The sequence below is a fragment of the Gordonia sp. WA4-43 genome (genome assembly GCF_020520305.1).
Lineage (GTDB): Bacteria > Actinomycetota > Actinomycetes > Mycobacteriales > Mycobacteriaceae > Gordonia > Gordonia hongkongensis.
Genome location: NZ_CP084736.1, coordinates 2,054,608 through 2,080,443, shown reverse-complemented (window position 1 = coordinate 2,080,443; position 25,836 = coordinate 2,054,608). Strand labels below are relative to the sequence as shown.

General features: G+C 66.5%; 29 protein-coding genes and 1 pseudogene. 19 read left to right on the top strand and 11 right to left on the bottom strand.

The window, feature by feature from the left end:
* The first annotated feature begins 56 nt into the window (after nucleotides 1-56).
* Together LEL84_RS09230 and LEL84_RS09225 are read left to right on the top strand one after the other, a co-directional pair.
* A complete protein-coding gene (locus tag LEL84_RS09230; RefSeq protein WP_226513869.1) occupies nucleotides 57-488 on the top strand; it encodes a PPOX class F420-dependent oxidoreductase in 432 nt (143 codons plus the stop codon).
* Nucleotides 475-1,131 (top strand): hypothetical protein, encoded by a 657-nt coding sequence (locus LEL84_RS09225; RefSeq protein WP_226513868.1) that lies wholly within the window; start codon nucleotides 475-477, stop codon nucleotides 1,129-1,131. The genes LEL84_RS09230 and LEL84_RS09225 overlap by 14 nt, the downstream gene beginning before the upstream one ends.
* Here LEL84_RS09225 and LEL84_RS09220 read toward each other — a convergent pair.
* The 10 genes and pseudogenes from LEL84_RS09220 to LEL84_RS09175 form a co-directional block, all read right to left on the bottom strand.
* Nucleotides 1,090-1,905, bottom strand: a complete 816-nt coding sequence (locus tag LEL84_RS09220) for a MerR family transcriptional regulator (RefSeq protein WP_226513867.1) — start codon at nucleotides 1,903-1,905, stop codon at nucleotides 1,090-1,092. The genes LEL84_RS09225 and LEL84_RS09220 overlap by 42 nt on opposite strands.
* A gap of 4 nt (nucleotides 1,906-1,909) precedes the next feature.
* Nucleotides 1,910-3,403 (bottom strand): flavin-containing monooxygenase, encoded by a 1,494-nt coding sequence (locus LEL84_RS09215; RefSeq protein WP_226513866.1) that lies wholly within the window; start codon nucleotides 3,401-3,403, stop codon nucleotides 1,910-1,912.
* A 10-nt stretch (nucleotides 3,404-3,413) separates the two neighbouring features.
* Nucleotides 3,414-4,373 (bottom strand): annotated as a pseudogene (locus tag LEL84_RS09210) (ferritin-like domain-containing protein).
* Between the two features lie 43 nt (nucleotides 4,374-4,416).
* Nucleotides 4,417-5,277: an SDR family NAD(P)-dependent oxidoreductase gene (locus LEL84_RS09205; protein ID WP_226513865.1), complete on the bottom strand. Its 861-nt coding sequence runs from the start codon at nucleotides 5,275-5,277 to the stop codon at nucleotides 4,417-4,419.
* Nucleotides 5,274-6,281 carry an alpha/beta hydrolase gene (locus tag LEL84_RS09200; RefSeq protein WP_226513864.1) on the bottom strand — a complete coding sequence of 336 codons (1,008 nt, stop codon included), beginning with the start codon at nucleotides 6,279-6,281 and terminating at the stop codon, nucleotides 5,274-5,276. Before LEL84_RS09200 ends, LEL84_RS09205 begins: the two co-directional genes overlap by 4 nt.
* A gap of 136 nt (nucleotides 6,282-6,417) precedes the next feature.
* Nucleotides 6,418-8,061, bottom strand: a complete 1,644-nt coding sequence (locus tag LEL84_RS09195; protein ID WP_065629647.1) for an NCS1 family nucleobase:cation symporter-1 — start codon at nucleotides 8,059-8,061, stop codon at nucleotides 6,418-6,420.
* A gap of 123 nt (nucleotides 8,062-8,184) precedes the next feature.
* Complete coding sequence (locus LEL84_RS09190; RefSeq protein ID WP_226513863.1) at nucleotides 8,185-8,877, bottom strand: GntR family transcriptional regulator; 693 nt, start codon at nucleotides 8,875-8,877, stop codon at nucleotides 8,185-8,187.
* 8 nt (nucleotides 8,878-8,885) lie between these two features.
* A complete protein-coding gene (locus LEL84_RS09185; protein WP_226513862.1) occupies nucleotides 8,886-10,799 on the bottom strand; it encodes an alpha/beta hydrolase family protein in 1,914 nt (637 codons plus the stop codon).
* Nucleotides 10,796-12,595 (bottom strand): N-acetylglutaminylglutamine amidotransferase, encoded by a 1,800-nt coding sequence (locus LEL84_RS09180; protein ID WP_226513861.1) that lies wholly within the window; start codon nucleotides 12,593-12,595, stop codon nucleotides 10,796-10,798. Before LEL84_RS09180 ends, LEL84_RS09185 begins: the two co-directional genes overlap by 4 nt.
* Before the next feature lie 121 nt (nucleotides 12,596-12,716).
* Entirely contained in the window at nucleotides 12,717-13,193 is a 477-nt protein-coding gene (locus LEL84_RS09175; protein ID WP_226513860.1) for a hotdog fold domain-containing protein, read from the bottom strand.
* Between the two features lie 405 nt (nucleotides 13,194-13,598).
* Here LEL84_RS09175 and rpsJ point away from each other — a divergent pair, with 405 nt between their 5' ends.
* The 13 genes from rpsJ (at nucleotide 13,599) to LEL84_RS09110 (ending at nucleotide 21,459) form a co-directional block, all read left to right on the top strand.
* Nucleotides 13,599-13,904 carry a 30S ribosomal protein S10 gene (gene rpsJ / locus LEL84_RS09170; protein WP_003938093.1) on the top strand — a complete coding sequence of 102 codons (306 nt, stop codon included), beginning with the start codon at nucleotides 13,599-13,601 and terminating at the stop codon, nucleotides 13,902-13,904.
* 19 nt (nucleotides 13,905-13,923) lie between these two features.
* On the top strand, nucleotides 13,924-14,580 hold the full coding sequence (gene rplC, locus LEL84_RS09165) for a 50S ribosomal protein L3 (protein ID WP_058252343.1): 657 nt from the start codon (nucleotides 13,924-13,926) through the stop codon (nucleotides 14,578-14,580).
* Nucleotides 14,577-15,266, top strand: a complete 690-nt coding sequence (rplD, locus tag LEL84_RS09160; RefSeq protein ID WP_058252342.1) for a 50S ribosomal protein L4 — start codon at nucleotides 14,577-14,579, stop codon at nucleotides 15,264-15,266. The genes rplC and rplD overlap by 4 nt, the downstream gene beginning before the upstream one ends.
* 1 nt (nucleotide 15,267) lies before the next feature.
* Nucleotides 15,268-15,573, top strand: coding sequence for a 50S ribosomal protein L23 (rplW, locus tag LEL84_RS09155; RefSeq protein ID WP_058252341.1), 306 nt, complete (start codon nucleotides 15,268-15,270; stop codon nucleotides 15,571-15,573).
* Nucleotides 15,574-15,603: 30 nt separating this feature from the next.
* Nucleotides 15,604-16,440: a 50S ribosomal protein L2 gene (gene rplB / locus LEL84_RS09150; RefSeq protein ID WP_004020552.1), complete on the top strand. Its 837-nt coding sequence runs from the start codon at nucleotides 15,604-15,606 to the stop codon at nucleotides 16,438-16,440.
* A gap of 17 nt (nucleotides 16,441-16,457) precedes the next feature.
* The gene (gene rpsS / locus LEL84_RS09145) at nucleotides 16,458-16,739 is read left to right on the top strand and encodes a 30S ribosomal protein S19 (protein WP_004020551.1); all 282 of its coding nucleotides are present in this window, start codon (nucleotides 16,458-16,460) and stop codon (nucleotides 16,737-16,739) included.
* Nucleotides 16,739-17,149 carry a 50S ribosomal protein L22 gene (gene rplV / locus LEL84_RS09140; protein WP_004020550.1) on the top strand — a complete coding sequence of 137 codons (411 nt, stop codon included), beginning with the start codon at nucleotides 16,739-16,741 and terminating at the stop codon, nucleotides 17,147-17,149. Before rpsS ends, rplV begins: the two co-directional genes overlap by 1 nt.
* Nucleotides 17,150-17,151: 2 nt before the next feature.
* Complete coding sequence (gene rpsC / locus LEL84_RS09135; RefSeq protein WP_004020549.1) at nucleotides 17,152-17,958, top strand: 30S ribosomal protein S3; 807 nt, start codon at nucleotides 17,152-17,154, stop codon at nucleotides 17,956-17,958.
* 3 nt (nucleotides 17,959-17,961) lie between these two features.
* Nucleotides 17,962-18,378, top strand: a complete 417-nt coding sequence (gene rplP, locus LEL84_RS09130; protein ID WP_004020548.1) for a 50S ribosomal protein L16 — start codon at nucleotides 17,962-17,964, stop codon at nucleotides 18,376-18,378.
* The gene (gene rpmC / locus LEL84_RS09125; RefSeq protein ID WP_004020547.1) at nucleotides 18,378-18,611 is read left to right on the top strand and encodes a 50S ribosomal protein L29; all 234 of its coding nucleotides are present in this window, start codon (nucleotides 18,378-18,380) and stop codon (nucleotides 18,609-18,611) included. The genes rplP and rpmC overlap by 1 nt, the downstream gene beginning before the upstream one ends.
* On the top strand, nucleotides 18,608-18,895 hold the full coding sequence (gene rpsQ, locus LEL84_RS09120) for a 30S ribosomal protein S17 (RefSeq protein WP_226513859.1): 288 nt from the start codon (nucleotides 18,608-18,610) through the stop codon (nucleotides 18,893-18,895). The genes rpmC and rpsQ overlap by 4 nt, the downstream gene beginning before the upstream one ends.
* 162 nt (nucleotides 18,896-19,057) lie before the next feature.
* Nucleotides 19,058-20,377, top strand: a complete 1,320-nt coding sequence (locus LEL84_RS09115; protein WP_226513858.1) for a sensor histidine kinase — start codon at nucleotides 19,058-19,060, stop codon at nucleotides 20,375-20,377.
* Nucleotides 20,374-21,459, top strand: coding sequence for a hypothetical protein (locus LEL84_RS09110; RefSeq protein ID WP_226513857.1), 1,086 nt, complete (start codon nucleotides 20,374-20,376; stop codon nucleotides 21,457-21,459). Before LEL84_RS09115 ends, LEL84_RS09110 begins: the two co-directional genes overlap by 4 nt.
* 588 nt (nucleotides 21,460-22,047) lie before the next feature.
* Here LEL84_RS09110 and LEL84_RS24830 read toward each other — a convergent pair.
* On the bottom strand, nucleotides 22,048-22,194 hold the full coding sequence (locus tag LEL84_RS24830) for a hypothetical protein (protein WP_319005265.1): 147 nt from the start codon (nucleotides 22,192-22,194) through the stop codon (nucleotides 22,048-22,050).
* Nucleotides 22,195-22,365: 171 nt separating this feature from the next.
* Here LEL84_RS24830 and LEL84_RS09105 point away from each other — a divergent pair, with 171 nt between their 5' ends.
* From LEL84_RS09105 to panD, 4 genes are all read left to right on the top strand, one after another.
* Complete coding sequence (locus tag LEL84_RS09105; RefSeq protein ID WP_319005264.1) at nucleotides 22,366-23,391, top strand: ATP-binding cassette domain-containing protein; 1,026 nt, start codon at nucleotides 22,366-22,368, stop codon at nucleotides 23,389-23,391.
* The gene (locus tag LEL84_RS09100; RefSeq protein ID WP_226513855.1) at nucleotides 23,388-24,215 is read left to right on the top strand and encodes an ABC transporter permease; all 828 of its coding nucleotides are present in this window, start codon (nucleotides 23,388-23,390) and stop codon (nucleotides 24,213-24,215) included. The genes LEL84_RS09105 and LEL84_RS09100 overlap by 4 nt, the downstream gene beginning before the upstream one ends.
* Complete coding sequence (locus tag LEL84_RS09095; protein WP_226513854.1) at nucleotides 24,212-25,045, top strand: ABC transporter permease; 834 nt, start codon at nucleotides 24,212-24,214, stop codon at nucleotides 25,043-25,045. Before LEL84_RS09100 ends, LEL84_RS09095 begins: the two co-directional genes overlap by 4 nt.
* Nucleotides 25,046-25,220: 175 nt before the next feature.
* Nucleotides 25,221-25,646 carry an aspartate 1-decarboxylase gene (gene panD, locus LEL84_RS09090; RefSeq protein ID WP_226513853.1) on the top strand — a complete coding sequence of 142 codons (426 nt, stop codon included), beginning with the start codon at nucleotides 25,221-25,223 and terminating at the stop codon, nucleotides 25,644-25,646.
* Nucleotides 25,647-25,836: the final 190 nt, after the last annotated feature.

Genomic DNA, 25,836 nt, shown 5'->3' with positions numbered 1-25,836 from the left:
GGCGGTCGAGTCCGAACACCTCGCGGTTGTGGCCAGGTCTCTCTAGGGTGAGAGGCATGTCTGCGCCCACGCTGTCCGATCCGGCCATCCGCGACTTCCTCACCAGCGGCACGAAGACCGGGCACCTCGGATACACCGCCGCCGACGGTCGGCCGCTCGTCGTCCCGGTGTGGTTCGTCCTCGACGGCGACCGGATCGCGTTCAACACCGGGGCCACGACTGCCAAAGGCCGTGCGCTGTTGCGTGATCCACGTGTCGTGATGGCAGTCGACCTGCCCGCACCGCCGTTCGGTTTCGTGCAGGTGCAAGGCATCGCGCGGGTCACCGACGACCTCGACGAGGTGCGTCGCATCGCGACGATGTGCGGGGCGCGATACATGGGTGCCGAGCGGGCCGAGGAGTTCGGAGCCCGCAACGGGGTCCCCGGCGAGCTGGGGATCTGGATCGAGCCGAGCAAGGTCATCGCGAGCCTTGATGTCACCGCATGACCGCACACATGCGTTTCTGACTCCGACGCTGCCCAAGCAGTGCTGGGGGTTCATGATCGGGTCGGCGCTGTTCGCGCTGGGGTCGGCGCCCGGGCTGGCACATGTGATGGGCGCCGGGTTCGCCAACAGCTGCTACTTCGTCGGCGCGTGGTTCTTCACCGCTGCCGGATTCATCCAACTGATCCGCAGCGGTACCGTGGCCGAACTGCGGTCGTCGGCGCCCGGCTCGGTCATCCGTGCCGAATGGCTCACTGCCGCCACGCAGTCGGTGGGTACGATCCTGTTCAACGTGTCGACCACGGGAGCCCTGGTCGCGCATACGATCTGGGGGGACCGGCACCTGGTCTGGACCCCGGACGCGGGCGGGTCCATCGCCTTCCTCATCAGTGGCGCGGTCGCCTTCGCCGGCTACACCCGCGCCACCGGACGCCGGTGGGATGTCCGCGATCGGGACTGGTGGTCGGTGCTGATCAACTGGATCGGGTGTGTCGCATTCGGGGTGTCGGCCGTCGGAGCGTTCGTGACCAAGGGTGGCGTCACCGCCGACGCGGTGGCCGCGACGGTCGGTACGTTCGTGGGAGCGATCTGCTTCTTCCTCGCCTCATTGGTCGTTCTGCCGAAGTGGCACAACGGGTCCGGCTGAGGGTTCGATCGATTCCCGGTCGGGCTGCGGCGCGTCGGCGTCGGCGCGCTCGTCGACGGCGCTCTGGTGGGCCGAGAGTTCCCGGTCCAGCGCCGTGTCGAGGGCGCGGTCGAGTGCGGCGTGGGCGTTCTCGGTTCCGACGCGGCGCATCATCCCCAGGAGGTTCACCGCCCAGGCGACGTCGTCGTCGTTCTCCGGCAGCCAGCCCGGGCCCTTGCGCCGGTCCACCTCGTCGTGCGCGGCCGCGAGCAGGATCTCGGCGGCCTCGTTGATCTTTGCGGTGAACCGTTCGTGGACATCTGCCAGCGCGGTGATCTGCACGCCCCGTCGCACGAGCCTCGCCAGGTTTCCGATGATGCGCGGGTCGATGGCCTCGTACACCCCATCGCGCGGGGTCTCGGAGATCACACCGGCCCGCACGAGAGCCGCGACCTGGGCATCGTCCAGCGGACCGAATCTCTCGTCGAGCTCGTCGCGGGTGATCTCCGGGCGCGATGTGCTCGACCAGTGTTCGTCGAGGATCTCGTTGAGCTCCAACGCATCCCCGATGCGAGCGCCGGGATTCGTCATGAAGGTGGCGATGTGCTTGAGGGTGAACCCGCTCCCGAGCAGTTTGTTGATGGCCCGGAGGTTACGCAGGTGCTTCTCGGTGTAGATCGCGACGCGTCCGCGCCGAAGCGGCTGGGGGAGCAGCCCGCGTTCCTGATAGCCGCGGATGTTCCGGGTCGTGGTTCCGGACACGCGCGCCAGGTCGTCGATCCGGTACTCGGTCATCCCCTCACTGTAACGCTGCGGTGGCCGGAGTCCGAGCGTCCTGGTGAACGAGGATCCGGTAGTCGCGCAGTTCGACGCGGCGCAGCTGATTGACGTACTGGATCGCGAAGCCGGGGTACATCGTCGCGTTGAACCCGTCGTCGGTCAGGTACCAGCTCTGGCATCCGGAGTTCCAGGTGGTCGAGGTCAGTCGACGCTGGATGTCCTGGTTGTATCGCTCCTGCGCCTCGGCGCGCACGTCGAGAGCCTTCCAGTCGTTCTCGAGCAGCTGGGTGACCGCTTCGGTGATGTAGTCGATCTGGGCCTCCATGTACACCAGCGCGGAGCTGTGGCCCGGGCCGGAGTTGGGTCCGAACGTGAAGAACAGATTGGGATAGCCGGACACGGCGACGCTGCGATACGCGAACGCGCCCCGGCCCCACTCGGACGCGAGGTCACGGCCGTCGAGGCCGGTGATCGGGATCGGCGTCCCGGTCTTGGACACGTCGAACCCGGTCGCGAACACGATGCAATCGAACTGGTGCTCAACACCTTCGACGGTGCGGATGCCGCGTTCGGCGATGCGGGCGATCGGCCAGGTCACCAGTGTGCAGTTCGGTCGCTGGAGCGCGGGGTAGTAGTCACTGGTCATGAGCAGTCGTTTGCATCCCGCGGCGAAGTCGGGAGTGAGTTGCCGGCGCAGCCATGGGTCGTCGACCTGCGACCGCAGGTGCATTTTGCTGGCCGCCTCGACGACGCGGGTCAGGGGAGTGTTCCAGACGACGCCCAGCGCCACCGTCTCGTGACCCCAGAACCAGAGTGAACGCGCCAGTCGCTGGGTGCCGGGCACCGCCCGATAGAGCCGCTTGGTTGTCGCACGGGTCCGCACGTTCGCGCGGGGCAGGACCCAGCCGGGCGTGCGCTGGAAGACCTTCACCGACGCGGCCGTCTCGACCAGCTCCGGCACGATCTGGACCGCGCTCGCCCCGGTGCCCACGACAGCGACCTTCTTGCCGGTGAAGTCGTAGTCGTGATCCCAACGTGCGCTGTGGATCTTGTGCCCTTCGTAGTCGTCGATGCCGGGGATGTCGGGGAAGGAGGCGTTCGCGAGCGGACCCGAGGCCAGGACGACGGCGCGCGCCCGTACCGGTTCGTGCCCTTCGTCGAAGGTGATGGTCCACAGACCGTCGTCGGCGCTGTACTCCATCCCGGTCACCGTGTGGCCGAACCGGATGTGCGGTCCGATCCCGGAGTCATCGACCATCGACCGGATGTAGTCGAGGATCTCGGCACTGCGCGAGTAGGTGTGCGACCAGTCCGGGTTGGGCGCGAAGCTGTAGGAGTACAGGCGCGACGGGATGTCGCACGCGGCACCCGGATAGGTGTTGTCGCGCCACGTGCCGCCGACCCGGTCGTCGCGTTCGAAGATCGCGAGGTCGTCGATTCCGCGCTCCCGGAGACGGATCGCCGCGCCGATGCCGGCGAATCCGGCTCCGATGATGGCCACCGAGATGTGCATCCCCGCCCCCTCAGGCCGTCGGCTCGTAGGTGAGTTCCTGCGACCACGTGGGTGTTCGGTGGACCAGCCCGAACGGGATGCGATCGGTGAGCTTCACCATCGAGTCGGCGAACAGGTGGTAGGGCACGTTGCCTCGATTGATCACCGCCGCACCGTGGTACGCGACCACCTGGAACATGGGCAGGCGCCGCACGTACTCACTTCGATCTCCCACCGCCCGGTAGCGCTTCATCGCGCTGTACAACCGCTCCTCGTCGACCCCCATCGCGACGATGTTGTCGCGCATCTTGTTCAGGAGCGGAACATAACTGAGAGCCCCGATCAGGAAGGTCGGCTTGACCCACCCGCCGACGAAATCGATCGTCCGTTTGCGCAACCCCGCGTGTCCGAGGATCTCCATCACCTCGAAGTCGACTGCGAGGTGGCGCGATTCATCGGAGTTGATCCGTCTGAACACCTCCTGGGCCACCGGGTCCTTGACTTCGTCGGTGATGAACTTGATCAGCGCGCCGTCGAGCGCGACCTCGAGCATGGGGATCACGGTTCCCAGAAAGGACAGGGACATGTCGTCGGAGTGTCGGTCGAGCCAGTTGATCACCAGCTGCACGTTGATATTCGGTGACGGGATCTCGTCGCCTGTTGCGTTCGGCCCGCTCGCTCCGCTCCCGGCGCCGCCGAGCATGCCCCACCTGCGCATCAGTGCCAGTTCGGCATTGGCATGCTTCTGTTCCTCGGCGTGGAAGTGTTCGTAGATGCTCTTCAGCGTCGGGGTCGGCGCCTTCTTGGCCATGGCCGCGAAGCCCCGTGCGCCGACGTTCTCGATCTACATCAGGTCACTCATGAAGGGTTTGAGCTTGGCGTGGAGGTCGGGGTCGATGAGCTCGGCGCCCGGTGCGTCCCAATCGATGTCGATCAGGGCCCATTGACGGTGCTTGATCTTCTGCAGCATGTTGTCGAGGTCGATGGCCATGAGAGTGGTCCTTTCGTGTGGTCGGTGCGCTGAGGTCGCCGGGTCAGGACGACGGCAGGAGGCGGTTGAGGAGTCCGAGTCCGCGGACGTAGGACGCCGGGAAGTGTCGTTTGAGATGCCAGATCACGCGGGCGTCCAGTTGCGGCAGGACGTAGAGACGTCCCAGATCGTGGGCGTCGAGTGTCGATGCGGCCACGCCGGCCGGGGACACCCCGGTCCAGCGCATCAGCGTCCCGGCGAGATCCTGTGCGTCCGAGGTGATCCGACCGTCGCGGGCCACGTTGGTCTTGACGAACGTGGGGCACAGAACCGTGACACCGACGCCGGCGGAGGCCAGCTCGGCGGCGAGTGTCTCGCTCAGCGAGACCACGCCGGCCTTCGACACGTTGTAGGGCGCCATCACCGGCGCCGCGGCGAAACCCGCGGCCGACGCGACGTTGATGATCCCGCCGCGGCCCGCTTCGCGCAGCATCGGTGCGAAGAGTTCGCACCCGTGCACCACACCCCAGAGGTTGATCCCGAGCGTCCAGTCCCAGTCGTCGAACCCGATGTCGCCGACCGGGCGGCCCCCGATGCCGACCCCGGCGTTGTTGACGACGAGGGTCGGTGGACCGTCGAAGGTGTCGCGGGTGAACGCCGCGAGCGAGGCCATCGCGGCCCGGTCGACGACATCGCAGGTGAACGCATGGGCCACCCGCCCGGTCCGGGAGGTGACCAGCGACGCGGTCTCGTCGGCGCGTGTCTCGTCGATGTCGGCGCAGATCACCTCGCCGCCGCGCCGGCCGAGTTCGAGCGCGAACGCACGGCCGATCCCGCTCCCGGCACCGGTGACGAGCGCGCGAGCGTTCTGCGACACCGGATTCCGGAGGAACCGGCGCCGTATTCCGTCGACCGCGGTGATCATGACGCGTCCGCCTCGGTGAGTGAGGCCGGGGCCGTCGCCGGAGACGGCCGGTCCGCCGCCCGGTCGCCCAGGAACTCGGCCACCCGGCGCAGTGCGGCGTCGGCTTCTGGGCCGAGCCGGGGGAGGGCCTGGAAGACGTGCATCAGGCCCGGCCAGATCTCCAGCCGGCTGTCACCGCCGTGCGCGCTGAGTTGCTCGTGCAGGTGGCGGGCGTCGGCGCTGAGCATCTCGGCGCCGCCCGCCTGGATGAGGAACGGTGGAAGATCCCGTGCCGCCGCGAAATCCAGCGCGAGACGCGGGTCGTCGGCGGCAACGTCGCGGGTGTAGAGCGCCACCAGGCGGGCGGCAGCCGCAGCCGTGATCGCCGGGTCGCGCCGGATGCGTTCCTGGGTGCGCGCCAGCTCGAAGGTGAGGTCGATGAGCGGGGAGAACAGGACGACCGCGGCGGGTTGGGCAGCGCCGCCGTCCGCGCGTCGGAGGGTCAGATCGCAGGCCAGATGACCGCCGGCGGAGTCGCCGGCGACCACGATGTCGGCAGGGAGGAAGCCCTGGCGGAGCAGCCAGTCGAAGCCGTCGGCGACGTCCTCGGCGGCGGTGGGGAATCGGTGCTCGGGAGCCAGACGGTAGTCGACGACGAACACCGGTATCCCGGTCGCGAAAGAGAGCCGCGCGGCCAGCGACCGATGTGTGCGAGCCGAGCAGATGCTGTACGCGCTGCCGTGGACGTAGTAGATCGCGCGGCGCCCCCGTCGGACATCCGGTCCGAGAACCCACTCGCCGCGAATGCCGTTCTCGCGGACCGGATACACGGTTGTTCCGGATGGCGTACGTCCGAGCGTGCGCATGATCGCGGCGATGAGACCGCGCGAGAGTCGGATGCCCAGCGGATTCAGTGGAATCGCGCCGGTGAACGTGCCGAGCCCCCACCTCGTCGCATGGGCGGTCGCGGTGGCCCGTGCCGACGCGCGGGTCGGCAGCGGGGTCGGAGTCGTCCTGGTGTGCATCAACTCACACCACCAGCAACCGTGCCATTTGTCAATGGCACAATGGATGCGTCAGGGGTGGGCGGTGGGTTCGGAAGCCGCACACGGCAGACCGGGCCGCGCGAGATGCTCGCGCGGCCCGGTGGTTCACCGCCCGTCAGTTCCGGGTGCTGCCCCCGGGCACGGTGGACGCGGCTTCTGTGGTCGGCGTTCCCGCGGTCTCGGGCTCCGCCGACATCACTTCGATGTCAGCGGTCATGCGAGCGAGCGCCGCGGGTCCGTAGATCAGGCGGGTCGGCACGAACTTCATCCCGAGCCAGTAGAGGAGCATGCCCATGCCCGCGCCGATGAACCACGTGAAGCTGGCCTGGTACACGGTGCCGAAGATGACGACACCGATCGGGAGGATCGACGCGATGGCGGTGGCGCCGACGGCAACCGGGTTCCAGCCGTTGCGGTACCAGTAGGCGCCCTCGGGCCTCATGGTGAAGAGCTCGTCCACCTCGATCTTCTGCTTCTTGACGAGGTAGAAATCGGCGATGAGGATGCCGAACAGCGGACCGATGACCGCGCCGAGGGTGTCCATTGTGTAGTGGATCGCGGTCGGATTGTTGAAGAGGTTCCACGGCGTGATGAGTACCGAGCCGACCGCCGCGATCATGCCGCCGGTTCGCCAGCTGATCTTGGTGGGCGCGACATTCGAGAAGTCGAACGCCGGCGAGACGAAGTTCGCGACGATGTTGATCCCGATCGTGGCGATGGCGAAGGTGAGCACGCCCAGCACCGCGGCGGTCGTGTTGTCGATGCGATCGACGATGTGCACCGGATCGGTGATGATGTTGCCGTCCTCGTCGGTACCGATGACCGTGACCGCCGCCGAGACCGTGCACACCACGAGGAGTGAGAAGAAGAGGAAGTTGACCGGCAGACCCCAGAAGTTGCCCTTCTTGACCTCGCCGAAAGTGCGCCCGTAACGCGAGAAGTCACCGAAGTTGAGCATCGGACCGGAGAAATAGGAGATCACGAGTGCGATCGCGCTGATCATCATCGTGAACGACGACCAGCCCGAGAGTCCGTCGCCGACCGACAGGTCGAGACTCACGTTGTCCCAACCGGCCTCGACGACGAGGTAGGCCGCCAGCGCGATCATGACGACGTACACTGCGGGACCGCAGAAGTCGATGAACTTCCGGATGGTCTCCATGCCGTTCCAGAACACGAACGCCTGCAGGATCCACATCAGGATGAAACCCGCCCAGCCGAGCGCGGACAAGCCGAGGAAACCATGCTGTTCGACATCGCCCCATGGTTCGAGTCCGGGCCAGAACTTCAGCGCCAGGAGCCCGAAAGCGACTGAGGCGAGATAGGTCTGGATGCCGTACCAGACGACCGCGATCACGCCGCGGATGATCGCCGGGATGTTGGCGCCCTTGACGCCGAACGAGACCCGGGTCGTCACCGGGTAGGGAACGCCCGCCATCTGGGACGGCTTCGCGACCAGGTTGCACAGGATGTTGACGGCCACGATGCCCACCACGAGCGCCACCAGCACCTGCCAGGCCGCGATGCCCAGCGCGAAGAGGCTGCCCGCGAACACGTAGCCGCCGACGCTGTGCACGTCGGACATCCAGAAGGCGAAGATGTTGTACCACGTCCACTTCTGTTCCTTCAGTGGCGCGAGATCGGTGTTGGTGAGCCGATCGTCGTAGGTGGACTTGATGACGCTCTCACCGGCGGCGCCGGTGTGGGACGTGGCCGCGGGTACCTGCGGCCCGGGCGTCCCGGAGGGTGGTGTGGACATTGGCGTTCTCCTGGTCCTGGTCAGCGGCCGGGGTCGGAAGTCATACGGGGAGCACGCTGATGGGAGAAATGTAAGAACGGATTGTTACCCCGCGATGAACGGGCAGATATATTTCGCCGGGGCTCAGTCGTGGCGGACGTCGAGGAGTGCGGCGGTCTCGATGACGGCGCTCTCGAGGCGCTGGTGGTGACGGTGTGCGACGTCGAGGACCGATGCGGTGTCTCGGTCGCCGAACGCCGCGAGGAGGTCGGCGTGGTCGGTGTTGAGTGCCTGCTGGGTCTCGGCGGTCACCGATCTCATCACCTGGAACGGCTCGGTGAGGTTCCAGGTCGCCTCGAACATGTTGAGCAGGCGCGGCATCGCGCACGGCTCGGTGAGAGCGCGATGGAACTCGCGGGAGATGTCGTGAAAAGCCTTGCCGTCGTTGTACTTCACCGCCGTGAGTAGCTCGATGTGGCGTGCGCGTGCGGTCTCCAGCGAGGACTCGTCGATCAGGCCGACGGACCGGGCGAGTGCTGCTTGTTCGAGAGTGCCTCGGACGAAGTAGATCTCGCGTAGCTCCTCGGTGGACAGCTGACTCACGCGGTACCCCACTCCGGGGCGGTGCACCACCAGGCCTTCGCCGACCAGTGTCTTCAGGGCTTCGCGGACCGGGATCGGACTCACGTCGAATGCGTCGGCGATCTCGCCCGGCGGGAGTTGGGTCCCCGGGGGCGCGCCACCGGACAGGATCAGTCGGCGTAGTTCCTCGAGCACATTCGCACGTGTGTTGGCCGAACGCGTCTCGGCGAGCTGGGCGAGCAGGCGGTCGGTCATCCGCCTGTTCATCGAGACGACCGGTTCCGGGACGGGTGACGCGCGATCCAGTCGGCGACCGCCTCGGTGAGCCGATGTTGATTGTGCCGCTTGACGATCTCGTGACCCTCGTCGTCGAACATCAGCATCTCGGCCACGGCGCCGCGTGCCTGGAGTTCGGCGACGATCTGTTGCGACTCGCTCACCGGCACGTTGGTGTCGTGCGCTCCGTGGACGACGAGCAGCGGCGCGCGCACCGCGTCGATCCGGTGGATCGGCGACAGGTCGGCGAGGAGTTCACGGTCGAACTCCGGATGTCCGTACTTGGTGTAGGCCGCCACCGCGATCCACGGTTCGGTGTTGCGGAAGAACGACTCCAGGTCGCTCATGCCGCAGATGGCGATCCCGGCGGCGAACAGTTCGGGATGGAAGGTCAGACATGCCAGGGTTAGATAACCGCCGTACGAACGGCCGGAGCAGTAGACCGCGTCGGGGTCGGCGATGCCCTGACGGCAGAGGAACACCGCGCAATCTGCTGCATCGTCGATCCCGGCGTAGCGCCCGTACCGGTCGTCGGCGTGGGCGAAGAGTCTGCCGTATCCCGACGACCCGCGGACGTTCGCGGCGAAGACCGTGATCCCGGCGTCGACGAGGGGGCCGAACAGGAACTGGTAGTCCGGGCGCGACTGTCCCTCCGGTCCGCCGTGGAAGTAGAGCAGGGTGGGGCCGGGCACGGCCGTGCCCGCGGCTCGCTTGGCGCGGAACAGGAAGCCGGACAACGGCATACCGTCGCGCGCGAAGAACTCCATCAGCTCGGGCCGGAGCAGACACGACGGCCCCTCGCCGGCGACGACGTCGTCGCGGACCGGGAACACCTGCCGGTTGGCGACATCCACGAGATGAACGAGGGGGGAGTGCTGCGGGCTCGACACCGTCACCGTCACCACCGACCCGGCGGCACTGATCGAGAGATCGGAGGCCACCTCGCCGGGCAGGTCGATGGGCGGGTGCAGGGTCTGATCGGGCAGGGTCATGATCTGCAACTCGCTGCAGCCCCGCACATTCCACAGCAGGGCGACGGTCGACTGGTCGTGGCTGACCGCGAACTCGTCGAGGCCGATGTCGACGCGCTGGGCCATCACCCGGAAGCGCACGCCGAACTTGCTGACCTCGACTCCCAGGAGCCGCGGGAACTTGGCGTCGAAATCGCTGCGCACCAGCGCCTGGACGCTGTCGAGGTCGCGGTCCGGTTCGTTCGGGGCGGGGACGAACACCAGGGAGGAGTGGTCGAAACCCTGGTCGAGGAGGTAACCCTGGTCGGTGACCGCGCCCGGATCCTGTGGCAGCAGCGGGGTCATCGTGATCTCGTCGTCACCCGACTCGGGGCGGCGGCGCAGCAGCAGCATGTCGTGATAGCCCCGCGGACCTACTCGGACGAGGGTGGCACCCTTCCACGAGTCGATCAGCACGCTGCCGACGCGCTGATCGAGGGTGAGTGTCGTCCCGGTCCCCGGATGCACGCGGAGCGCGTGGGAGGTGCCGTCCTGATCGATGGCGATGATCAGGACCCAGTCGGTGTCCCAGCCGACCAGACCCACCGTGCCGAACGATCGCCCGTCGGGTCGCGTCGCGGCGATGCGATGGGCGGTGTCGTCGTCGGGATCGGTGGTGACGACCCACACCTGGTGGTGCTCACCGCCGCTCGGCGCGATCTCGACCGCCAGCCAGCGACCGTCCGTGGAGTGCACCACCTTTCGGACCGGACCGGTGGATCGGAGCTGCACCCAGCGCAACTCGCCGACGCCGTCCCGCGAGAGCGATCGCTGCGCGGCCCGCGGATAACCGGTGCCCTCGTCGACGATGTAGGCGAAGGCACTTCCGTCGGGGGAGAGCGAGGCGCCGTAGGTCTTCCAGCCGCGGTCGTCGAAACGGAGTGTGGTCACCGTCGGGCGTTCGCTTCCATCGTCTGCAACCACATCTCCAGCAGGGCGACCTGCCACAGTTCGTTGCCGTCGAGTCTCGTGCGAATCCCGTTGGGATCGGCGAACAGTCGGTCGAGGGCCTCGGGACGGTACAGGCCGCGATCTCGGGCCGCCTTCGACCGCAGGGAGTCCGACACGAGATCGAGGACGCCGCCGGTCAGATGGCGGATTCCCGGCACCGGGAAGTACCCCTTCGTGCGATCGATGACCGCCGACGGCAGCAGCGCCCGGCTCGCCTCCTTGAGGACACCCTTGCCGCCGTGCGCCAGCTTGAGATCGGGGGGACACGTGGCGGCCAGTTCGACGAACTCGTGGTCGAGGAACGGGACGCGGGCCTCCAGACCCCAGGCCATCGTCATGGTGTCGACGCGTTTGACCGGGTCGTCGACGAGCATGACGGTCGTGTCCAGGCGGAGGGCGGCGTCGACGGCGGTGGCCGCGCCCGGTGCGGACTGGTGGGCCCAGGCGAATTCGAAGCTGGGGTCGTAACCGGCCTCGGTGAGGTAGTCGTCGGCGAGGATGCCGCGGATGTCGACATCGTCGCGGTCGAAGAACACGTCGGCGTACGCGCGCGTCGTCTTCTCCCGGGTCACGTCCAGCAGCGGGGGATACCAGCTGTACCCGCCGAGGATCTCGTCGGCGCCCTGACCGGACTGGACCACCTTGATGGACTTGCTGACCTCCTGCGACAGGAGATAAAACGCGACGCAGTCGTGGCTGACCATCGGTTCGCCCATCGCCGCGACCGTGTCCGGGATAGCGGGCAGCAACCGGTCGGTCCCGATGTGGATCTTGTGGTGGTCGGTACCGAAGGTGTCGGCGATGAGGTCGGAGTAGGCGTACTCGTCCCCCGATTCCCCGGCCGCGGAATCGAATCCGATGCTGAAGGTCGCGAGGTCGGTCTGACCCTGCTCGGCGAGCAGCGCGACGACCAGGGAGGAGTCGACGCCCCCGGACAGCAGCACGCCGACCGGGACGTCGGCGACCATGCGCCGGCGCACGGACGTCCGCAGCGAGTCGAGCAGTTCGTGCTGCCATCGCTTCTCGTCCCAGTCCCGGCGGTCGGGATGCGGTTCGAAAGCCGGTTCCCAGTAACGGCGTTCGGTGCGGCGTCCGTCGGGCTGGATCGTCATGACGGTGGCCGGCGGCAGCTTCCGGATGCCGTTGTAGATGGTGTGGGGTGCCGGGACGACGGCATGGAAGCTGAAGTAGTGGTGCAACGCCACCCGGTCGATCGAGGTGTCGACGTCGCCGGCGCGCAGGAGCGCCTGCACCGACGAGGCGAACCGGAGTCGACCGGGGGTGTCGGCGAGGTAGAGCGGTTTGATGCCGAGCCGGTCCCGTCCGAGGGTGACCACGCCGGTGTCGGTGTCGACGACGGCGAACGCGAACATGCCCATGAGGTGGTCGACGCAGTCGGGACCCCAGGCGTGGAACGCCTTGAGGATGACCTCGCTGTCGGCGTGGGAGAAGAACGTGTAGCCCTTGCCCTCGAGTTCGGCGCGCAGTTCGTGGTGGTTGTAGATGCAGCCGTTGAAGACCAACGCCAGGCCGAGTGCCGGGTCGATCATCGGCTGACTGCCCTTCTCGGTCAGGTCGATGATCTTCAGGCGCCGATGACCCAGCGCCACAGCGCCTTTCGAGAAGACGCCCGAGCCGTCAGGGCCGCGACGTGTCATCTCGCAGGTCATGGCGTCGACCGCCGAGACATCCGGAGCCGTCCCGTCGAACCGGATCTCGCCGCAGATTCCGCACATGGGTCGGGGGTCCTCCTCGTTAGCTGTCGTACTCCGGTGCCGCTGGTGCCCTGGTGCCCCGGGCGGAGGCATCCTCCCACCCTAGGAGCAGCCGGTCGGGACGGCACCCCGGGCGGGGCGACTACTTCGGCGTCACCCAGGTGGTGATGTCGCAGTGCACGACCTCGACGCCCTCGGTGTCGACGATGCTCACCGACACGGTGACGTCGGTGCCGGTGGTGATCGCGTCGAAGTCGGCGGGGTCGGCCAGTCGCGCCTCGGCGGTCAGGCGCGTCGTGGCCTTCGTCAGATAGCTGGACTGCATCGCCTTGGGAATCCAACGGTGGGTGGTGGGCGTGGTGGCCTCCATCAGCATCCCCATCGCGGCCTCGGCGAGGTTGCACGCCGCGATCGCGTGGAAGGTGCCGATGTGGTTGTGGACGCCGAACCAGTTGGGCGCGGTGACCTTGCAGTAGCCGGGCTCCATCTCCTGCACGAGAGGCAGGACGGTGCCGAAGTACGGGACCTTCGCGACCATGCCGAGGGAGAAGAGGACGTTGCCCAGCGGATTGGCGGGCAGCTTCTTGCGCAGGGCGAAGGTGGGGTTCGTGGAACTCATGGCGGTATCTTACTCATCGGTCAGGTAAGGTTCGGCCGACGGTCGCCGGCACTGATTTGATCGCGCTCCCGACCTGATGCATACTGTTCGGGTTGCCTTGACCGGCGGACGCAGGTTGTGCCATGTGCCAGACCCGCGGTCGCGATCAGGTGAATGACTCCCAGGCCCGGTCTACGGGGACTGGGCGTGTAACGCGTGCCCCGATTTCGGTTCACGGTCCCGACACGCCCGACCGCGGGTGCCGGAGCAAACCGGCTCGTACCAGGTGCGAGCCAACGTACAACGACAGATGAACAGCGTCGATTGCCGTATCTCACACGGTGGTCATGTGCTCAGCCGGCGAGAGGTCGGTCCAGATCACGCGGTGTTTGTCTGTCGAGAACAACTGACGGAAGAGGACACAGCGTGGCGGGACAAAAGATCCGCATCAGGCTCAAGGCCTACGACCACGAGGCGATCGACGCTTCGGCGCGCAAGATCGTGGAGACCGTGACCCGTACCGGGGCACGCGTCGTCGGCCCGGTGCCATTGCCCACCGAGAAGAACGTGTACTGCGTCATCCGTTCGCCGCACAAGTACAAGGACAGCCGCGAACACTTCGAGATGCGTACCCACAAGCGACTCATCGACATCCTCGACCCGACACCGAAGACGGTCGACGCGCTCATGCGCATCGACCTTCCGGCCAGCGTCGACGTCAACATCCAGTAGGACGGGGGCGAGATAACACATGAGCAATCAGAGTTCGACCAAGGGCATCCTGGGCACCAAGCTCGGCATGACCCAGGTCTTCGACGAGAACAACCGCGTCGTCCCGGTGACTGTCATCCAGGCCGGCCCGAACGTGATCACCCAGCTCCGCACCGCGGACCGTGACGGCTACACGGCCGTCCAGCTCGCCTACGGCGCCGTCGATCCCCGCAAGGTGACCAAGCCGGTCGCCGGTCAGTTCGGCAAGGCCGGGGTCACCCCGCGCCGCCACCTGGCCGAGATCCGCGTCAACGACGTCGCCGAGTTCGAGGTCGGTCAGGAACTGACCGCCGAGATCTTCGCCGACGGCGCGCTGGTCGACGTCACCGGCACCTCCAAGGGCAAGGGCTTCGCCGGCGTCATGAAGCGTCACGGCTTCGCCGGTCTGGGCGCCAGCCACGGTGCCCACCGCGTACACCGCGCTCCGGGTTCGATCGGTGGCTGCGCCACGCCGGGTCGCGTGTTCAAGGGCATGCGCATGGCAGGCCGCATGGGTAACGACAAGGTGACCACGCAGAACCTCACCGTCCACAAGGTGGACGCCGAGGCCGGTCTCCTGCTGATCAAGGGAGCGATCCCGGGTCGCAAGGGCGGCATCGTGATGGTTCGCGACGCAGTGAAGGGTGGTGCCAAATGAGCACCGAGACGGCTACCAAGCTGACGCTGGACGTCAAGACCGCCGACGGCAAGACCAACGGAACCGTTGACCTGCCCGCCGCGCTCTTCGACGCCCCGGCCAACATCGCGCTGATGCATCAGGTCGTCGTGGCCCAGCAGGCAGCGGCACGCCAGGGCACGCACTCCACCAAGACCCGCGGCGAGGTCCGCGGCGGTGGCGCCAAGCCGTACCGCCAGAAGGGCACCGGCCGTGCGCGTCAGGGTTCGACCCGCGCCCCGCAGTTCGCCGGCGGTGGCACCGTCCACGGCCCGCAGCCGCGCGACTACAGCCAGCGCACCCCCAAGAAGATGAAGGCGGCCGCACTGCGCGGTGCGCTGAGCGATCGCGCTCGTAACGAGCGCATCCACGTTATCACCGAACTGGTCTCCGGGCAGAAGCCCTCGACCAAGTCGGCGCGTCAGTTCCTGGAGAGCCTCTCCGATCGCCGCAAGTTCCTGGTCGTCCTCGGCCGCGAGGACCTGACGGCGTGGCTGAGTGTCGCGAACCTGCAGAACGTGCTGCCGATCGCGCCGGATCAGCTCAACACCTACGACGTCCTGGATTCGGACGAGGTGGTGTTCAGCGTCGAGACGCTCAATGCCTTCATCGAGCAGAACACGGCGGATGCCAAGGCTGCCGTCGAGAAGACAGCAGAGGAGGCCTGACATGGCGACCGTTGCCGACCCGCGCGACATCATCCTGGCGCCCGTGATCTCGGAGAAGTCCTACGGGCTCATGGAGGACAACGTGTACACCTTCCTGGTGCACCCGGAGTCCAACAAGACCGAGATCAAGATCGCGATCGAGAAGATCTTCGGTGTCAGCGTTGCCAGCGTCAACACCGCGAACCGACAGGGCAAGCGCAAGCGGACCCGCACCGGCTACGGCCAGCGCAAGTCCACCAAGCGCGCCATCGTGTCGCTGACCGCAGACAGCAAGCCCATCGAGATCTTCGGGGGCTCGGTCAGCTGACCGGGGCGCCCAGAGAAGGACTAGAGACTCATGGCTATTCGTAAGTACAAGCCGACGACCCCGGGTCGTCGTGGGGCCAGCGGCTCCGACTTCGCCGAGGTCACCCGTGACCACCCGGAGAAGTCGCTGGTGCGTCCGCTGCACGGGCGTGGTGGCCGAAACGCTCACGGCCGTATCACCACTCGTCACAAGGGTGGCGGCCACAAGCGCGCCTACCGTCTGATCGACTTCCGTCGCAACGACAAGGACGGCATCAACGCCAAGGTCGCTCACATCGAGTACGACCCGAACCGCACCGCGCGGATCGCGTTGCTGCACTACGTCGACGGCGAGAAGCGCTACATCATCGCGCCCAAGGGCCTGAAGCAGGGCGACGTCGTCGAGAGCGGTTCGACCGCCGACATCAAGCCCGGCAACAACCTGCCGCTGCGCAACATCCCGACCGGTACCCAGGTCCACGCCGTGGAGCTGCGTCCGGGTGGCGGCGCGAAGATGGCCCGCAGCGCGGGATCGTCGATCCAGCTGCTGGGCAAGGAAGGCACCTACGCCACCCTGCGTATGCCCTCCGGCGAGATCCGTCGCGTCGACGTGCGCTGCCGCGCCACCGTCGGCGAGGTGGGCAACGCCGAGCAGAGCAACATCAACTGGGGCAAGGCCGGCCGTATGCGCTGGAAGGGCAAGCGCCCGACCGTCCGTGGTGTCGTCATGAACCCGGTCGACCACCCGCACGGTGGTGGTGAGGGCAAGACCTCCGGTGGTCGCCACCCGGTCAGCCCGTGGGGCAAGCCCGAGGGCCGTACCCGCAAGAACAAGGCCAGCGACAAGCTGATCGTCCGCCGCCGTCGTACCGGCAAGAACAAGCGATAACAGGAGGAGGTAAGAGAATGCCACGCAGCCTCAAGAAGGGCCCGTTCGTCGACGACCACCTCCTGAAGAAGGTGGATGTCCAGAACGAGAAGGGCACCAAGCAGGTCATCAAGACCTGGTCCCGTCGTTCGACCATCATTCCCGACTTCATCGGTCACACCTTTGCCGTCCACGACGGCCGCAAGCACGTGCCGGTGTTCATCTCGGATTCGATGGTCGGGCACAAGCTGGGCGAGTTCGCCCCCACCCGTACCTTCAAGGGTCACATCAAGGATGACCGGAAAGCGAAGCGCCGGTAATGACTACGCAGACCGATAATCCGACAGCAAAGGCGACCGCCAAGTTCGTGCGCGTCACGCCGATGAAGGCGCGTCGTGTCCTGGACCTGGTCCGCGGCAAGAACGTGGACGAGGCGCTCGACATCCTGCGGTTCGCACCGCAGTCGGCGTCCGAGCCCGTGTACAAGGTCCTGGCGAGTGCCGTGGCCAACGCGGAGAACAACCTGGATCTGGATCGCCGGACCCTGGTCGTCGCCACCGCGTTCGCCGACGAGGGCCCGACCCTCAAGCGCTTCCAGCCGCGCGCGCAGGGTCGTGCGTTCCGTATCCGCAAGCGCACCAGCCACATCACCGTGGTCGTGGAGAGCCTGCCGGAGAAGGCAGCCGGCGGCCGTGGCCGCTCGCGTCAGCCGAAGAAGAAGGGAGCCTAGTAGTGGGCCAGAAAATCAACCCGCACGGCTTCCGTCTGGGCATCACCACCGACTGGAAGTCGCGGTGGTACGCCGACAAGCAGTACGCGGACTACGTCAAGGAAGATGTCGCGATCCGCAAGCTCCTCTCCACGGGGCTCGAGCGCGCAGGCATCGCGAAGGTGGAGATCGAGCGCACCCGTGACCGGGTTCGCGTCGACATCCACACCGCGCGTCCGGGCATCGTCATCGGTCGCCGTGGCGCCGAGGCCGATCGCATCCGCGGCGACCTGGAGAAGCTGACCGGTAAGCAGGTCCAGCTGAACATCCTCGAGGTCAAGAACGCAGAGTCCGAGGCCCAGCTGGTGGCCCAGGGCGTCGCCGAGCAGCTGAGCAACCGTGTGGCGTTCCGCCGCGCGATGCGCAAGGCGATCCAGTCGGCGATGCGTCAGCCGAACGTGAAGGGCATCCGGGTCCAGTGCTCGGGTCGTCTGGGCGGCGCTGAGATGAGCCGCAGTGAGTTCTACCGCGAGGGTCGCGTGCCGCTGCACACGCTGCGCGCCGACATCGACTACGGACTCTACGAAGCCAAGACCACCTTCGGCCGGATCGGCGTGAAGGTGTGGATCTACAAGGGCGACATCGTCGGTGGACGCCGCGAGCTGGCTGCGGCCGCTCCGGCAGCCGAGGATCGCCGTCCGCGCCGGCCCAGCCGGCCCCGGCGTAGCGGTGCCTCGGGCACCACTGCGACGAGCACCGACGCCGCTCGCGCGGCCGAGGCCGCTCCCGCCGAGGCCACTGCTGGTGCGGCTGAGAAGCAGGAGGGCTAGGCCATGTTGATCCCACGTCGGGTCAAGCACCGCAAGCAGCATCACCCCAGCCTCAAGGGGCAGGCCAAGGGCGGCACCAAGGTGACGTTCGGCGATTACGGCATCCAGGCTCTGGAAGGCGCGTACATCACCAACCGTCAGATCGAGTCCGCTCGTATCGCGATCAACCGGCACATCAAGCGTGGCGGCAAGGTCTGGATCAACATCTTCCCGGACCGCCCGCTCACCAAGAAGCCGGCCGAAACCCGCATGGGTTCGGGTAAGGGTTCGCCCGAGTGGTGGGTCGCCCCGGTCAAGCCGGGTCGCGTGCTGTTCGAGATGACCTACCCGAATGAGGAGATCGCTCGCGAGGCCCTGCGTCGCGCGCAGCACAAGCTCCCCATCAAGACCAGGATCGTGACCAGAGAGGAGCAGTTCTGATGGCACTCGGAGTTGCTGCGAACGAGCTGCGTGAGCTCAACGACGCCGATCTGGTCGATCGCCTGAAAGAGTCGAAGGAAGAACTGTTCAACCTTCGGTTCCAGATGGCCACCGGCCAGCTCGACAACAACCGTCGCCTGCGGACCGTGCGTCGCGAGATCGCACGTATCTACACCGTCATGCGCGAACGTGAGCTGGGCCTGGCGTCCGGACCGGATGGTGATGACGCATGAGTGAGGACCAGAAGGTGACGGAATCGACGCAGGTGCGTAACCGCCGCAAGGAGCGGATCGGCTACGTCGTCAGCGACAAGATGCAGAAGACCATCGTGGTCGAACTGGAAGATCGCAAGAGCCACCCGCTCTACGGCAAGATCATCCGGACCACGAGCAAGGTCAAGGCCCACGACGAGAACGGCGATGCCGGCGTCGGCGACCGCGTGCGGATCATGGAGACCCGCCCGCTGTCGGCGACCAAGCACTGGCGTCTCGTCGAGGTGCTGGAGAAGGCGAAGTAAGGCTTTCTCTCAACGAGATTCGATCGAACGGCCCGTTCGCCCAAAGGGGGAGCGGGCCGTTCGTCGTGTCGTGGCCGGCGTCGCGCTACTCCGCGTCTGAACTGCGGGTTTGGTCTCATCGGAGGATTGACCGCCTCCGCTGTCGATGCGAGGGTTGGCGCAATGACCTCATCCACTGTGTCGTCGGCAGATTCGTCGCCGACAGATCTCATCGTGACCGACGCGCCGGCCCGGCGTTCGGCGGTCCGTCGTCGTGTGTTCGAATCCGATTCGGCCGAACCTGATCTCGACCGTGTCCGACGAATCGGTGCACGATTTCTCGGGCTGGGGTTCATCGGATACCCGGTCGTATCGGTGTCGGCGATCATCTCCTCGGCGTCGTTGACCGCGCCGTGGTGGCCTCCGCTGAGCGTACTGCTGTCGGTCGGGCCCGGAATCCTGTTGGTCGCGGCGAGCTTTCGTCCCGGAACGGGATGGTTGAGTCCCCTCGCGACGGCAACCTCGGCCGGCTATCTTCTCGGGGTCGCGTTGTGGTTTCCGGCCTGGGACGGGACGACGATCTCCACAGCGAACGACTCAGCACAGTGGATGATCGCGTTCTGTGGTATGCCGAGCATGGTCCTGATGCTGGTGCATCCCCTTCTCGGTGTGGCCGCGATGATAGTGGCGGCGACGGCGGCCAACGTCTCACAGCAACTGGGCAGGTTCGGTGAACTGAACAACGATCTGCCGTTCGAGATCCTGTGGACGGTGGCGTTCATCTCGGTGTTCCTGGCCATCGCGCTGGTCGCAACTCGCACCGGACGCATGCTCGACGAAACCCGTGAGGACACCTACCGGAAAGCGGCGGGCGTGGCGGCCGCAGCAGCCCGCCAGATGGAGACAGTGCGATTCGATGCCATCGTCCATGACCGGGTCATCGCGTCGTTGCTCGCGGTGGGCCCCGGACGTCCCGATGCACACCTCGCCGGGCAGGCGGCGTCGGCACTGGAGGAAGTGGCCCGGGTCCCGGACCCCGCGGCCGATCACCTCGACATGTCGCGTGACGAAGTGATCCGGCGTATCCGTTCGGCGGCTGGGGAGATCTCCGAACGGACCGACGTCGAGATCCTCGGTCGTGCCGATCTCGACCCGGATGAGATCGGGACGGGCGGCGCTCCCAGCGTTGGGCCCGAGGCGGGATTCCCGTCGCAGGTCGTCGATGCGGTCGTGGAAGCGATGTCGGAAGCGCTGCGCAACGTGGTCCGCCATGCCGGGGCTGATGCGGAGTCCGCCGTCATCGTCCAGCTCACCGCGAATGCGCTGAGCATGGCGGTCGTCGACGACGGTGCGGGATTCGATCCGGACGCGGTCGCGCCGGGGCGAATCGGGATCGCGGTGAGTATTCGCGAGCGCATGGCGCAACTCCCCGGTGGGAGTGCTCGGATGACGAGCCGGGTCGGACGGGGCACCACCGTCCAGATCGCTTGGAAACGCGCATGAATGATCGCGACCTCGGACGGGGTCCGGTGGTCAGCGCCTTCGGGATAGGCTCGCGTCCGCTGTGGCTGACGATGGGTTTCTTCGCGGTCGCTTACCTCGCGGTCACGGTCCACACCAACGCGGGCCTGGCCGGTCCGCTGGAGTGGGCGGGGCTTCTGAGCGGGTATGCCCTCATCGTCGTGGCCGCCCTGGTGATCCTCACCGCCCCCGGGGACCCGTTTCCGCGGCGCTCGACCGCGGTGGTGGCCGTGCTCGGGGTCGCCGCCCTGGCGGTGACGCTGTTCTCGCTGCCGTCCCCGCCGGAGCTGGCCTTACAGACCGGACCGGTGACGGGGGCGTCTGTGGTCATCCTCGCCCTCCTGGCGGTTCGCGGGCGGCCTCTCGCGGCGTGGGTCGCGAGCGGATGCATCTCGGTGATCGCGGCGGTCTGGGCTCACGTGGCCACACTCGATGCGATGTGGGGTCTGTCGATCACCCTGCCCGGCTACGCGATCATGATCATGGGGTCGCTGTTCTCGGTGATGCTGCGACCGATGGCTCGCAACATCTACGCATTGCGTGAGGCCAACGAGCGACAGGCGGCGCTCGATGCCGCAGCCGCGGCCGCCACGGAGGTCCGCGCCCACCGGCTCGCAGCCCTAGACGAGCGGGCTCGGCCGATCCTCACCCGAATCGCCGAGCGGCACGAATTCAGCGAGGACGAGGTGGCGACAGCGCGACTTCTCGAGGCTCAGTTGCGCGACGGCATCCGGGCCTCGGGACTAGATCTACCCGACGTGCGCGTTGCTGCGTGGCGAGCCCGTCAGCGGGGCGTCGAGGTGGTCCTGCTCGACGACGGTGGACTCACCGAGTTCAACGGCGACGGGTGGGCAGTCCGCGAGCAACTCGTGGCACGCGTGATCCGGACTCTCGACGAGACCGATCACGGACGGGTGACGGTCCGCATCCAGCCTCCGGGACGGCCCACGATCGCTTCCATCAGCGTCGAGACCCCGGATCGGCACGATCGCTACGAGTACGAGCGTTCCGAGTTCGAGGCCGGCGATGTTCTCGCTGCGAGCACGGCGCCGGGGACCGGCTGACGGATGGCGACCCCGACCGACGGGCCGGCAGCAGGACTGGTCGCGACGGGCCGATCGGAGTGTGCGGTCACGGTTGTGTCCCGCGATGGAGCCCGGTGATCACACCGGCGAACGATCGTCAGCCGATCGGTCTCTTGTCAGGTGCCCTGAAACAGATCGCACCGGGCCACCTATAGGCTGAGTGAGGTTACTCGCCCCGGATGAGCTGAGCAGTCGATGACCGGGCGGGCAACACCCGACGCAACCAACGACTAGGACCTCATGGCGGACTCCGATGATCGCTCCTCCTTCGACGGCCTGCAGCCGTCGCCGGGGAGGACGGAGCAGTGGCGCGAATCGCGTCCTTCAGCCGAGCCGGCTCAGGGCGCTATGAGCTGGATTCCCGACGAGGATCCGACACTGCGGCAGCTACGAGCGTGGCGCGCGGAGCTCGATGCCCTCGGTGAGCCCAGCGCGCCCCCAGACCCCGTGGCATCCGCAGACCCTGAAGTATCTGCCGACCCTGAGGCATCCGCAGACCCAGGGGCGCCGGCAGGCCCCGAGGTGTCCGCAGGCAAGGTGAACGGCGTTCCGCTGTCGGGTCGCGATTCACTGACTCCCAGCGACGACCGGCCCATGGGATTCGGCGCCCGCAAGGACATGCCGGCGCGCCCGCAGCCACGGCGCACGCGGCACCGAAAGCCCGACGACGGGCTCGAGCCACACCGACAGCACGACCGCGCGAGCCAGCGGCATCCCAACGCCTGGGTCATTCCAGGCATCGGATGGACGCCGACCGGGGAGTCGACCATCGAAGAACCTCTCGACGATGGCTCGGGGCCGCCGATACCCTACGTTGGGCGTGTCGGTTGGGATGTGACCGGGCTGCATGAACCCCCTGCGAAACGGCCGGAGATGATGGTCGGTATGTCAGCAGAGCCCATGGCGCAGTCGCAGGCCGGTGCCGTATCCTCATCGTCGCTCGAGCCGGTATCGGCGGTCGAGGTCGGCGAGATCACCGAGATCGCCATTGAAGCAGTCGGCCTTCGGAAGAGTTTCAAAGACTTCGTCGCCGTGGATGGAGTGAGCTTTCGGGTCCCCAAGGGCAGCATCGTCGCGCTGCTCGGACCGAACGGAGCAGGCAAGACGACGACGGTCAACATGCTGTGCACGTTGCTGAAGCCGGACGACGGCACCGCCATGGTGGCCGGTCACGACGTGGTGAAGGATGCTGCCGGGGTTCGTCGATCTGTCATGCTGACCGGTCAGTTCGCGGCGCTCGACGAAGGGCTGACCGGACGTGAGAACCTGATCATGTTCGGTCGCCTGCTCGGCTTGCGGAAGAAGGCGGCAAAGACGAGAGCAGATGTGCTGCTCGAGACCTTCGGACTCGAGGAAGCCGCCAACCGCAAGGTGGGCAAGTATTCGGGCGGTATGCGTCGTCGTATAGACGTGGCCTGCGGTCTGGTGACGGAGCCCGAAGTGGTGTTCCTGGACGAACCGACGACGGGCCTGGACCCGCGGAGTCGACAGGACGTGTGGACGCTCGTCGAACGGTTACGTGACTCCGGCACCACGGTGCTGCTCACCACCCAGTACCTGGAAGAGGCGGACAGACTGTCGGACAACGTGGTCGTGATCGACCACGGCCGAGTAATCGCTGAAGGGTCCTCCGACGAGCTCAAGGCGCAGATCGGTAGCGCCTTCTGCGAGATCACACCTGTTCATCCGGCGTCCCTGCCGAGGCTACGCGCCGAGCTCGCCGACGTGGTGGGCCTGCAGGTGACCGAGGTCAACGACCGTATCTCGGTACCCGCGCCGAACGGCGTGGAGACGCTGGCACAGGTCATCGCCGCTTCCAAAGCGGCTGACATCCCACTCGCGGACATCAGCCTGCGCCGTCCATCGCTCGACGAGGTGTTCATGTCGTTGACGGGCGGGAACAGACGATGACGGCGGCGGTGTCGTCAGGAGGCATCGCGTTGCCTCAGGCGATCGTCCGCATCAGCGCCCTGCAACAGTGGTGGGTTCTCACAAACCGCGGACTCACCAAGGTCGTACGCAACGGCGAGGTCCTGTTCGCGCTCGTGTCGCCCTTGATGCTGGCGGCATGCTTTTATCTCCCGCTGCGAAGTTTGGTGGCCGAACTCGGTTACAACTATGCCCAGTTCCTGATGCCGATCATCATGCTGCAATCGATGTCCTTCGTGGCGAGCGCGGCGGCGATGAGGTCTGCGATGGACGGACTGGAGGGGGTACATGCGCGTTTTCGGGTGTTACCCATGGCTGAGCTCGTGCCGGTGCTGGCGCGCACCACGACAAACGTCGCCTTACTCCTGGTAGCCGTGATCTGTGGCCTGTCGGTGTGCTGGATGATCGGCTGGCGGCCGCTGTCCGCAGAGGATGGCGGAACGGGCTGGTCCGGCACCCTCGTAGCGGTCTCGGTGGTGATCGCGTTCGGCCTCCTGCTCGCCCTATGCGCCGACGGAATCGGGCTGGTTGCGAAAACGCCCGAGGCCACCAGCCAACTCATCGCCTTTCCCACACTGATCTTGGGCATGCTCTCGACAGGCTTCATGCCGCTCACTGCGTTCCCGGATTGGATTCAGGGCTTCGTGAAGAACCAACCGATCTCGCAGATCGTCTCGGTGATGAACAGGGCGCAGTCGGGGACGTTGACCTGGCAGACCTTCGCCCCGACGTTGTACTGGTGCCTGGGTTTGCTGGCCGTGGCGGTGTTGTTGTTCGGCATATACCAACGGAGGACTGCTCGATGACCGCGGAGGTGTCCGCCGCCCTGCGCTTTCCCGAGCCGGGTCGGCTTCCCGAAGGCGCTCTGAAGGCGTGGCGAAATCAGACGCTGGTACTCACCGGACGTCAGTTGCTGGTGGCCTCACGCGACGTTCCGACGCTGGTACAGGTTCTCGTGTTCCCCGCGCTCACAATGCTGATGTTCAAGGTGGTGCTCGGGGACATCGTCGGAGGTGCGACCGGACAGGACAGTGCCTTCGGCACAGTCCCGCTGGTCGTCCTGGTCAGCGCGATGTCGGGGTCGGTCGTGGCGGCCACGAGGCTGAACATGGAACGCAGAACCGGACTGTTGAGCAGGCTGTGGGTGCTTCCGGTGAATCGGTCGGCCGATTTCTCCTCGCGGATCTGCGGCGAACTCGCTCGCATCCTGGTCACGACGGTGATGATCCTGGCGGCGGGACACCTCATCGGTTTCCGTTTCACCCAAGGGGTCGGACCGGCCATCGGTCTGGTGGCGGTCGCGCTCGCCTACGGCGCGGCCTTCGCGATGGTGACCCTGGCGTGCGCGGTGAACGCGAGTCCAGGTGCCCCGATAGTCCAGTACCTGGGACTCGGAACGACGTTGATGATGTTCTTCAATTCTGGATTCTCGCCGGTGGAAGCCTATCCGGGCTGGTTGCAGCCCATCGTCGCCAACCAACCGATGACTCCGGCGATCGAGGCAATGCGGGCGCTGGCGGCCGGTGGGCCACTGGCCGGCGATCTCACCAAGGTGCTGATCTGGACCGGTGTGCTCGTGGTGGGCTGCTTTTATCCTGCATTGCACGGCTACCGTAAGGCCGCCGCCGGTCGCTGACGATTGGAGTCGTCCCAGCGGAAGCACAGGTCGGCCTCCTACAAACGAATGAACTCGGGTCGCATCTCCCCAGCGTGCGGTTCGGCCATGGCGAAGGAGAGTTGTAACGAACCCGGGGATCATGGACGATGATTGGTGAGGAGATCGCACGACCCCTTGACGGACAGGAACCCCCATGCTGCGTACCATGATGACCTCGAAGATTCATCGAGCGACTGTTACCCAGGCAGATCTGCATTACGTCGGGTCGGTCACCATTGACGAGGATCTTCTCGACGCCGCGGGAGTACTGGAGGGCGAGCAGGTCACCATTGTCGACATCGACAACGGGGCACGCTTGGTCACCTACGCCATTAAGGGCGCCCGTGGAACCGGGGTGATCGGCATCAACGGTGCGGCGGCACACCTGGTGCACCCGGGTGACCTGGTGATCATCATCGCCTACGGCATGCTGAACGAAGCCGAGATCCGCGAATACTCGCCGAACGTGGTGTTTGTCGATGGGCACAACCGTATCCTGACTGAAGGTCATGATCCCGCCGAGGTTCCTGCCTTCAGCGACCTGAAGGACCCGCGGGTGCCCGAGCTCGTCAATGGCTGACACCCGCAGCGAAGAGCCGGCATGGAAGGGTCGGTGATGTGATGTGCTCGATCGAGATGCCTGCGAGTCCGCTGCCTGCACCCCTCGCAAATCCATGATCGGCGCCGTTGCTTCGGACAGCATCAGCGCACATCTAGCCACAGGGAGTGATCGGGTGCCTCTCGGCCGACCGCAGTGACAAACCGCGAGT

Excerpts from the sequence above, each read along its gene's own strand:
- LEL84_RS09230 (WP_226513869.1), top strand. The coding sequence starts at position 57 with ATGTCTGCGCCCACGCTGTCCGATCCGGCCATCCGCGACTTCCTCACC.
- LEL84_RS09225 (WP_226513868.1), top strand. The coding sequence starts at position 475 with ATGTCACCGCATGACCGCACACATGCGTTTCTGACTCCGACGCTGCCC.
- LEL84_RS09220 (WP_226513867.1), bottom strand. The coding sequence starts at position 1,905 with ATGACCGAGTACCGGATCGACGACCTGGCGCGCGTGTCCGGAACCACG.
- LEL84_RS09215 (WP_226513866.1), bottom strand. The coding sequence starts at position 3,403 with ATGCACATCTCGGTGGCCATCATCGGAGCCGGATTCGCCGGCATCGGC.
- LEL84_RS09205 (WP_226513865.1), bottom strand. The coding sequence starts at position 5,277 with ATGATCACCGCGGTCGACGGAATACGGCGCCGGTTCCTCCGGAATCCG.
- LEL84_RS09200 (WP_226513864.1), bottom strand. The coding sequence starts at position 6,281 with ATGCACACCAGGACGACTCCGACCCCGCTGCCGACCCGCGCGTCGGCA.
- LEL84_RS09195 (WP_065629647.1), bottom strand. The coding sequence starts at position 8,061 with ATGTCCACACCACCCTCCGGGACGCCCGGGCCGCAGGTACCCGCGGCC.
- LEL84_RS09190 (WP_226513863.1), bottom strand. The coding sequence starts at position 8,877 with ATGACCGACCGCCTGCTCGCCCAGCTCGCCGAGACGCGTTCGGCCAAC.
- LEL84_RS09180 (WP_226513861.1), bottom strand. The coding sequence starts at position 12,595 with ATGTGCGGAATCTGCGGCGAGATCCGGTTCGACGGGACGGCTCCGGAT.
- LEL84_RS09175 (WP_226513860.1), bottom strand. The coding sequence starts at position 13,193 with ATGAGTTCCACGAACCCCACCTTCGCCCTGCGCAAGAAGCTGCCCGCC.
- rplC (WP_058252343.1), top strand. The coding sequence starts at position 13,924 with ATGAGCAATCAGAGTTCGACCAAGGGCATCCTGGGCACCAAGCTCGGC.
- rplD (WP_058252342.1), top strand. The coding sequence starts at position 14,577 with ATGAGCACCGAGACGGCTACCAAGCTGACGCTGGACGTCAAGACCGCC.
- rplW (WP_058252341.1), top strand. The coding sequence starts at position 15,268 with ATGGCGACCGTTGCCGACCCGCGCGACATCATCCTGGCGCCCGTGATC.
- rplB (WP_004020552.1), top strand. The coding sequence starts at position 15,604 with ATGGCTATTCGTAAGTACAAGCCGACGACCCCGGGTCGTCGTGGGGCC.
- rpsS (WP_004020551.1), top strand. The coding sequence starts at position 16,458 with ATGCCACGCAGCCTCAAGAAGGGCCCGTTCGTCGACGACCACCTCCTG.
- rplV (WP_004020550.1), top strand. The coding sequence starts at position 16,739 with ATGACTACGCAGACCGATAATCCGACAGCAAAGGCGACCGCCAAGTTC.
- rplP (WP_004020548.1), top strand. The coding sequence starts at position 17,962 with ATGTTGATCCCACGTCGGGTCAAGCACCGCAAGCAGCATCACCCCAGC.
- rpmC (WP_004020547.1), top strand. The coding sequence starts at position 18,378 with ATGGCACTCGGAGTTGCTGCGAACGAGCTGCGTGAGCTCAACGACGCC.
- rpsQ (WP_226513859.1), top strand. The coding sequence starts at position 18,608 with ATGAGTGAGGACCAGAAGGTGACGGAATCGACGCAGGTGCGTAACCGC.
- LEL84_RS09115 (WP_226513858.1), top strand. The coding sequence starts at position 19,058 with ATGACCTCATCCACTGTGTCGTCGGCAGATTCGTCGCCGACAGATCTC.
- LEL84_RS09110 (WP_226513857.1), top strand. The coding sequence starts at position 20,374 with ATGAATGATCGCGACCTCGGACGGGGTCCGGTGGTCAGCGCCTTCGGG.
- LEL84_RS24830 (WP_319005265.1), bottom strand. The coding sequence starts at position 22,194 with ATGCCGCTGGCTCGCGCGGTCGTGCTGTCGGTGTGGCTCGAGCCCGTC.
- LEL84_RS09105 (WP_319005264.1), top strand. The coding sequence starts at position 22,366 with ATGTCAGCAGAGCCCATGGCGCAGTCGCAGGCCGGTGCCGTATCCTCA.
- LEL84_RS09100 (WP_226513855.1), top strand. The coding sequence starts at position 23,388 with ATGACGGCGGCGGTGTCGTCAGGAGGCATCGCGTTGCCTCAGGCGATC.
- LEL84_RS09095 (WP_226513854.1), top strand. The coding sequence starts at position 24,212 with ATGACCGCGGAGGTGTCCGCCGCCCTGCGCTTTCCCGAGCCGGGTCGG.
- panD (WP_226513853.1), top strand. The coding sequence starts at position 25,221 with ATGCTGCGTACCATGATGACCTCGAAGATTCATCGAGCGACTGTTACC.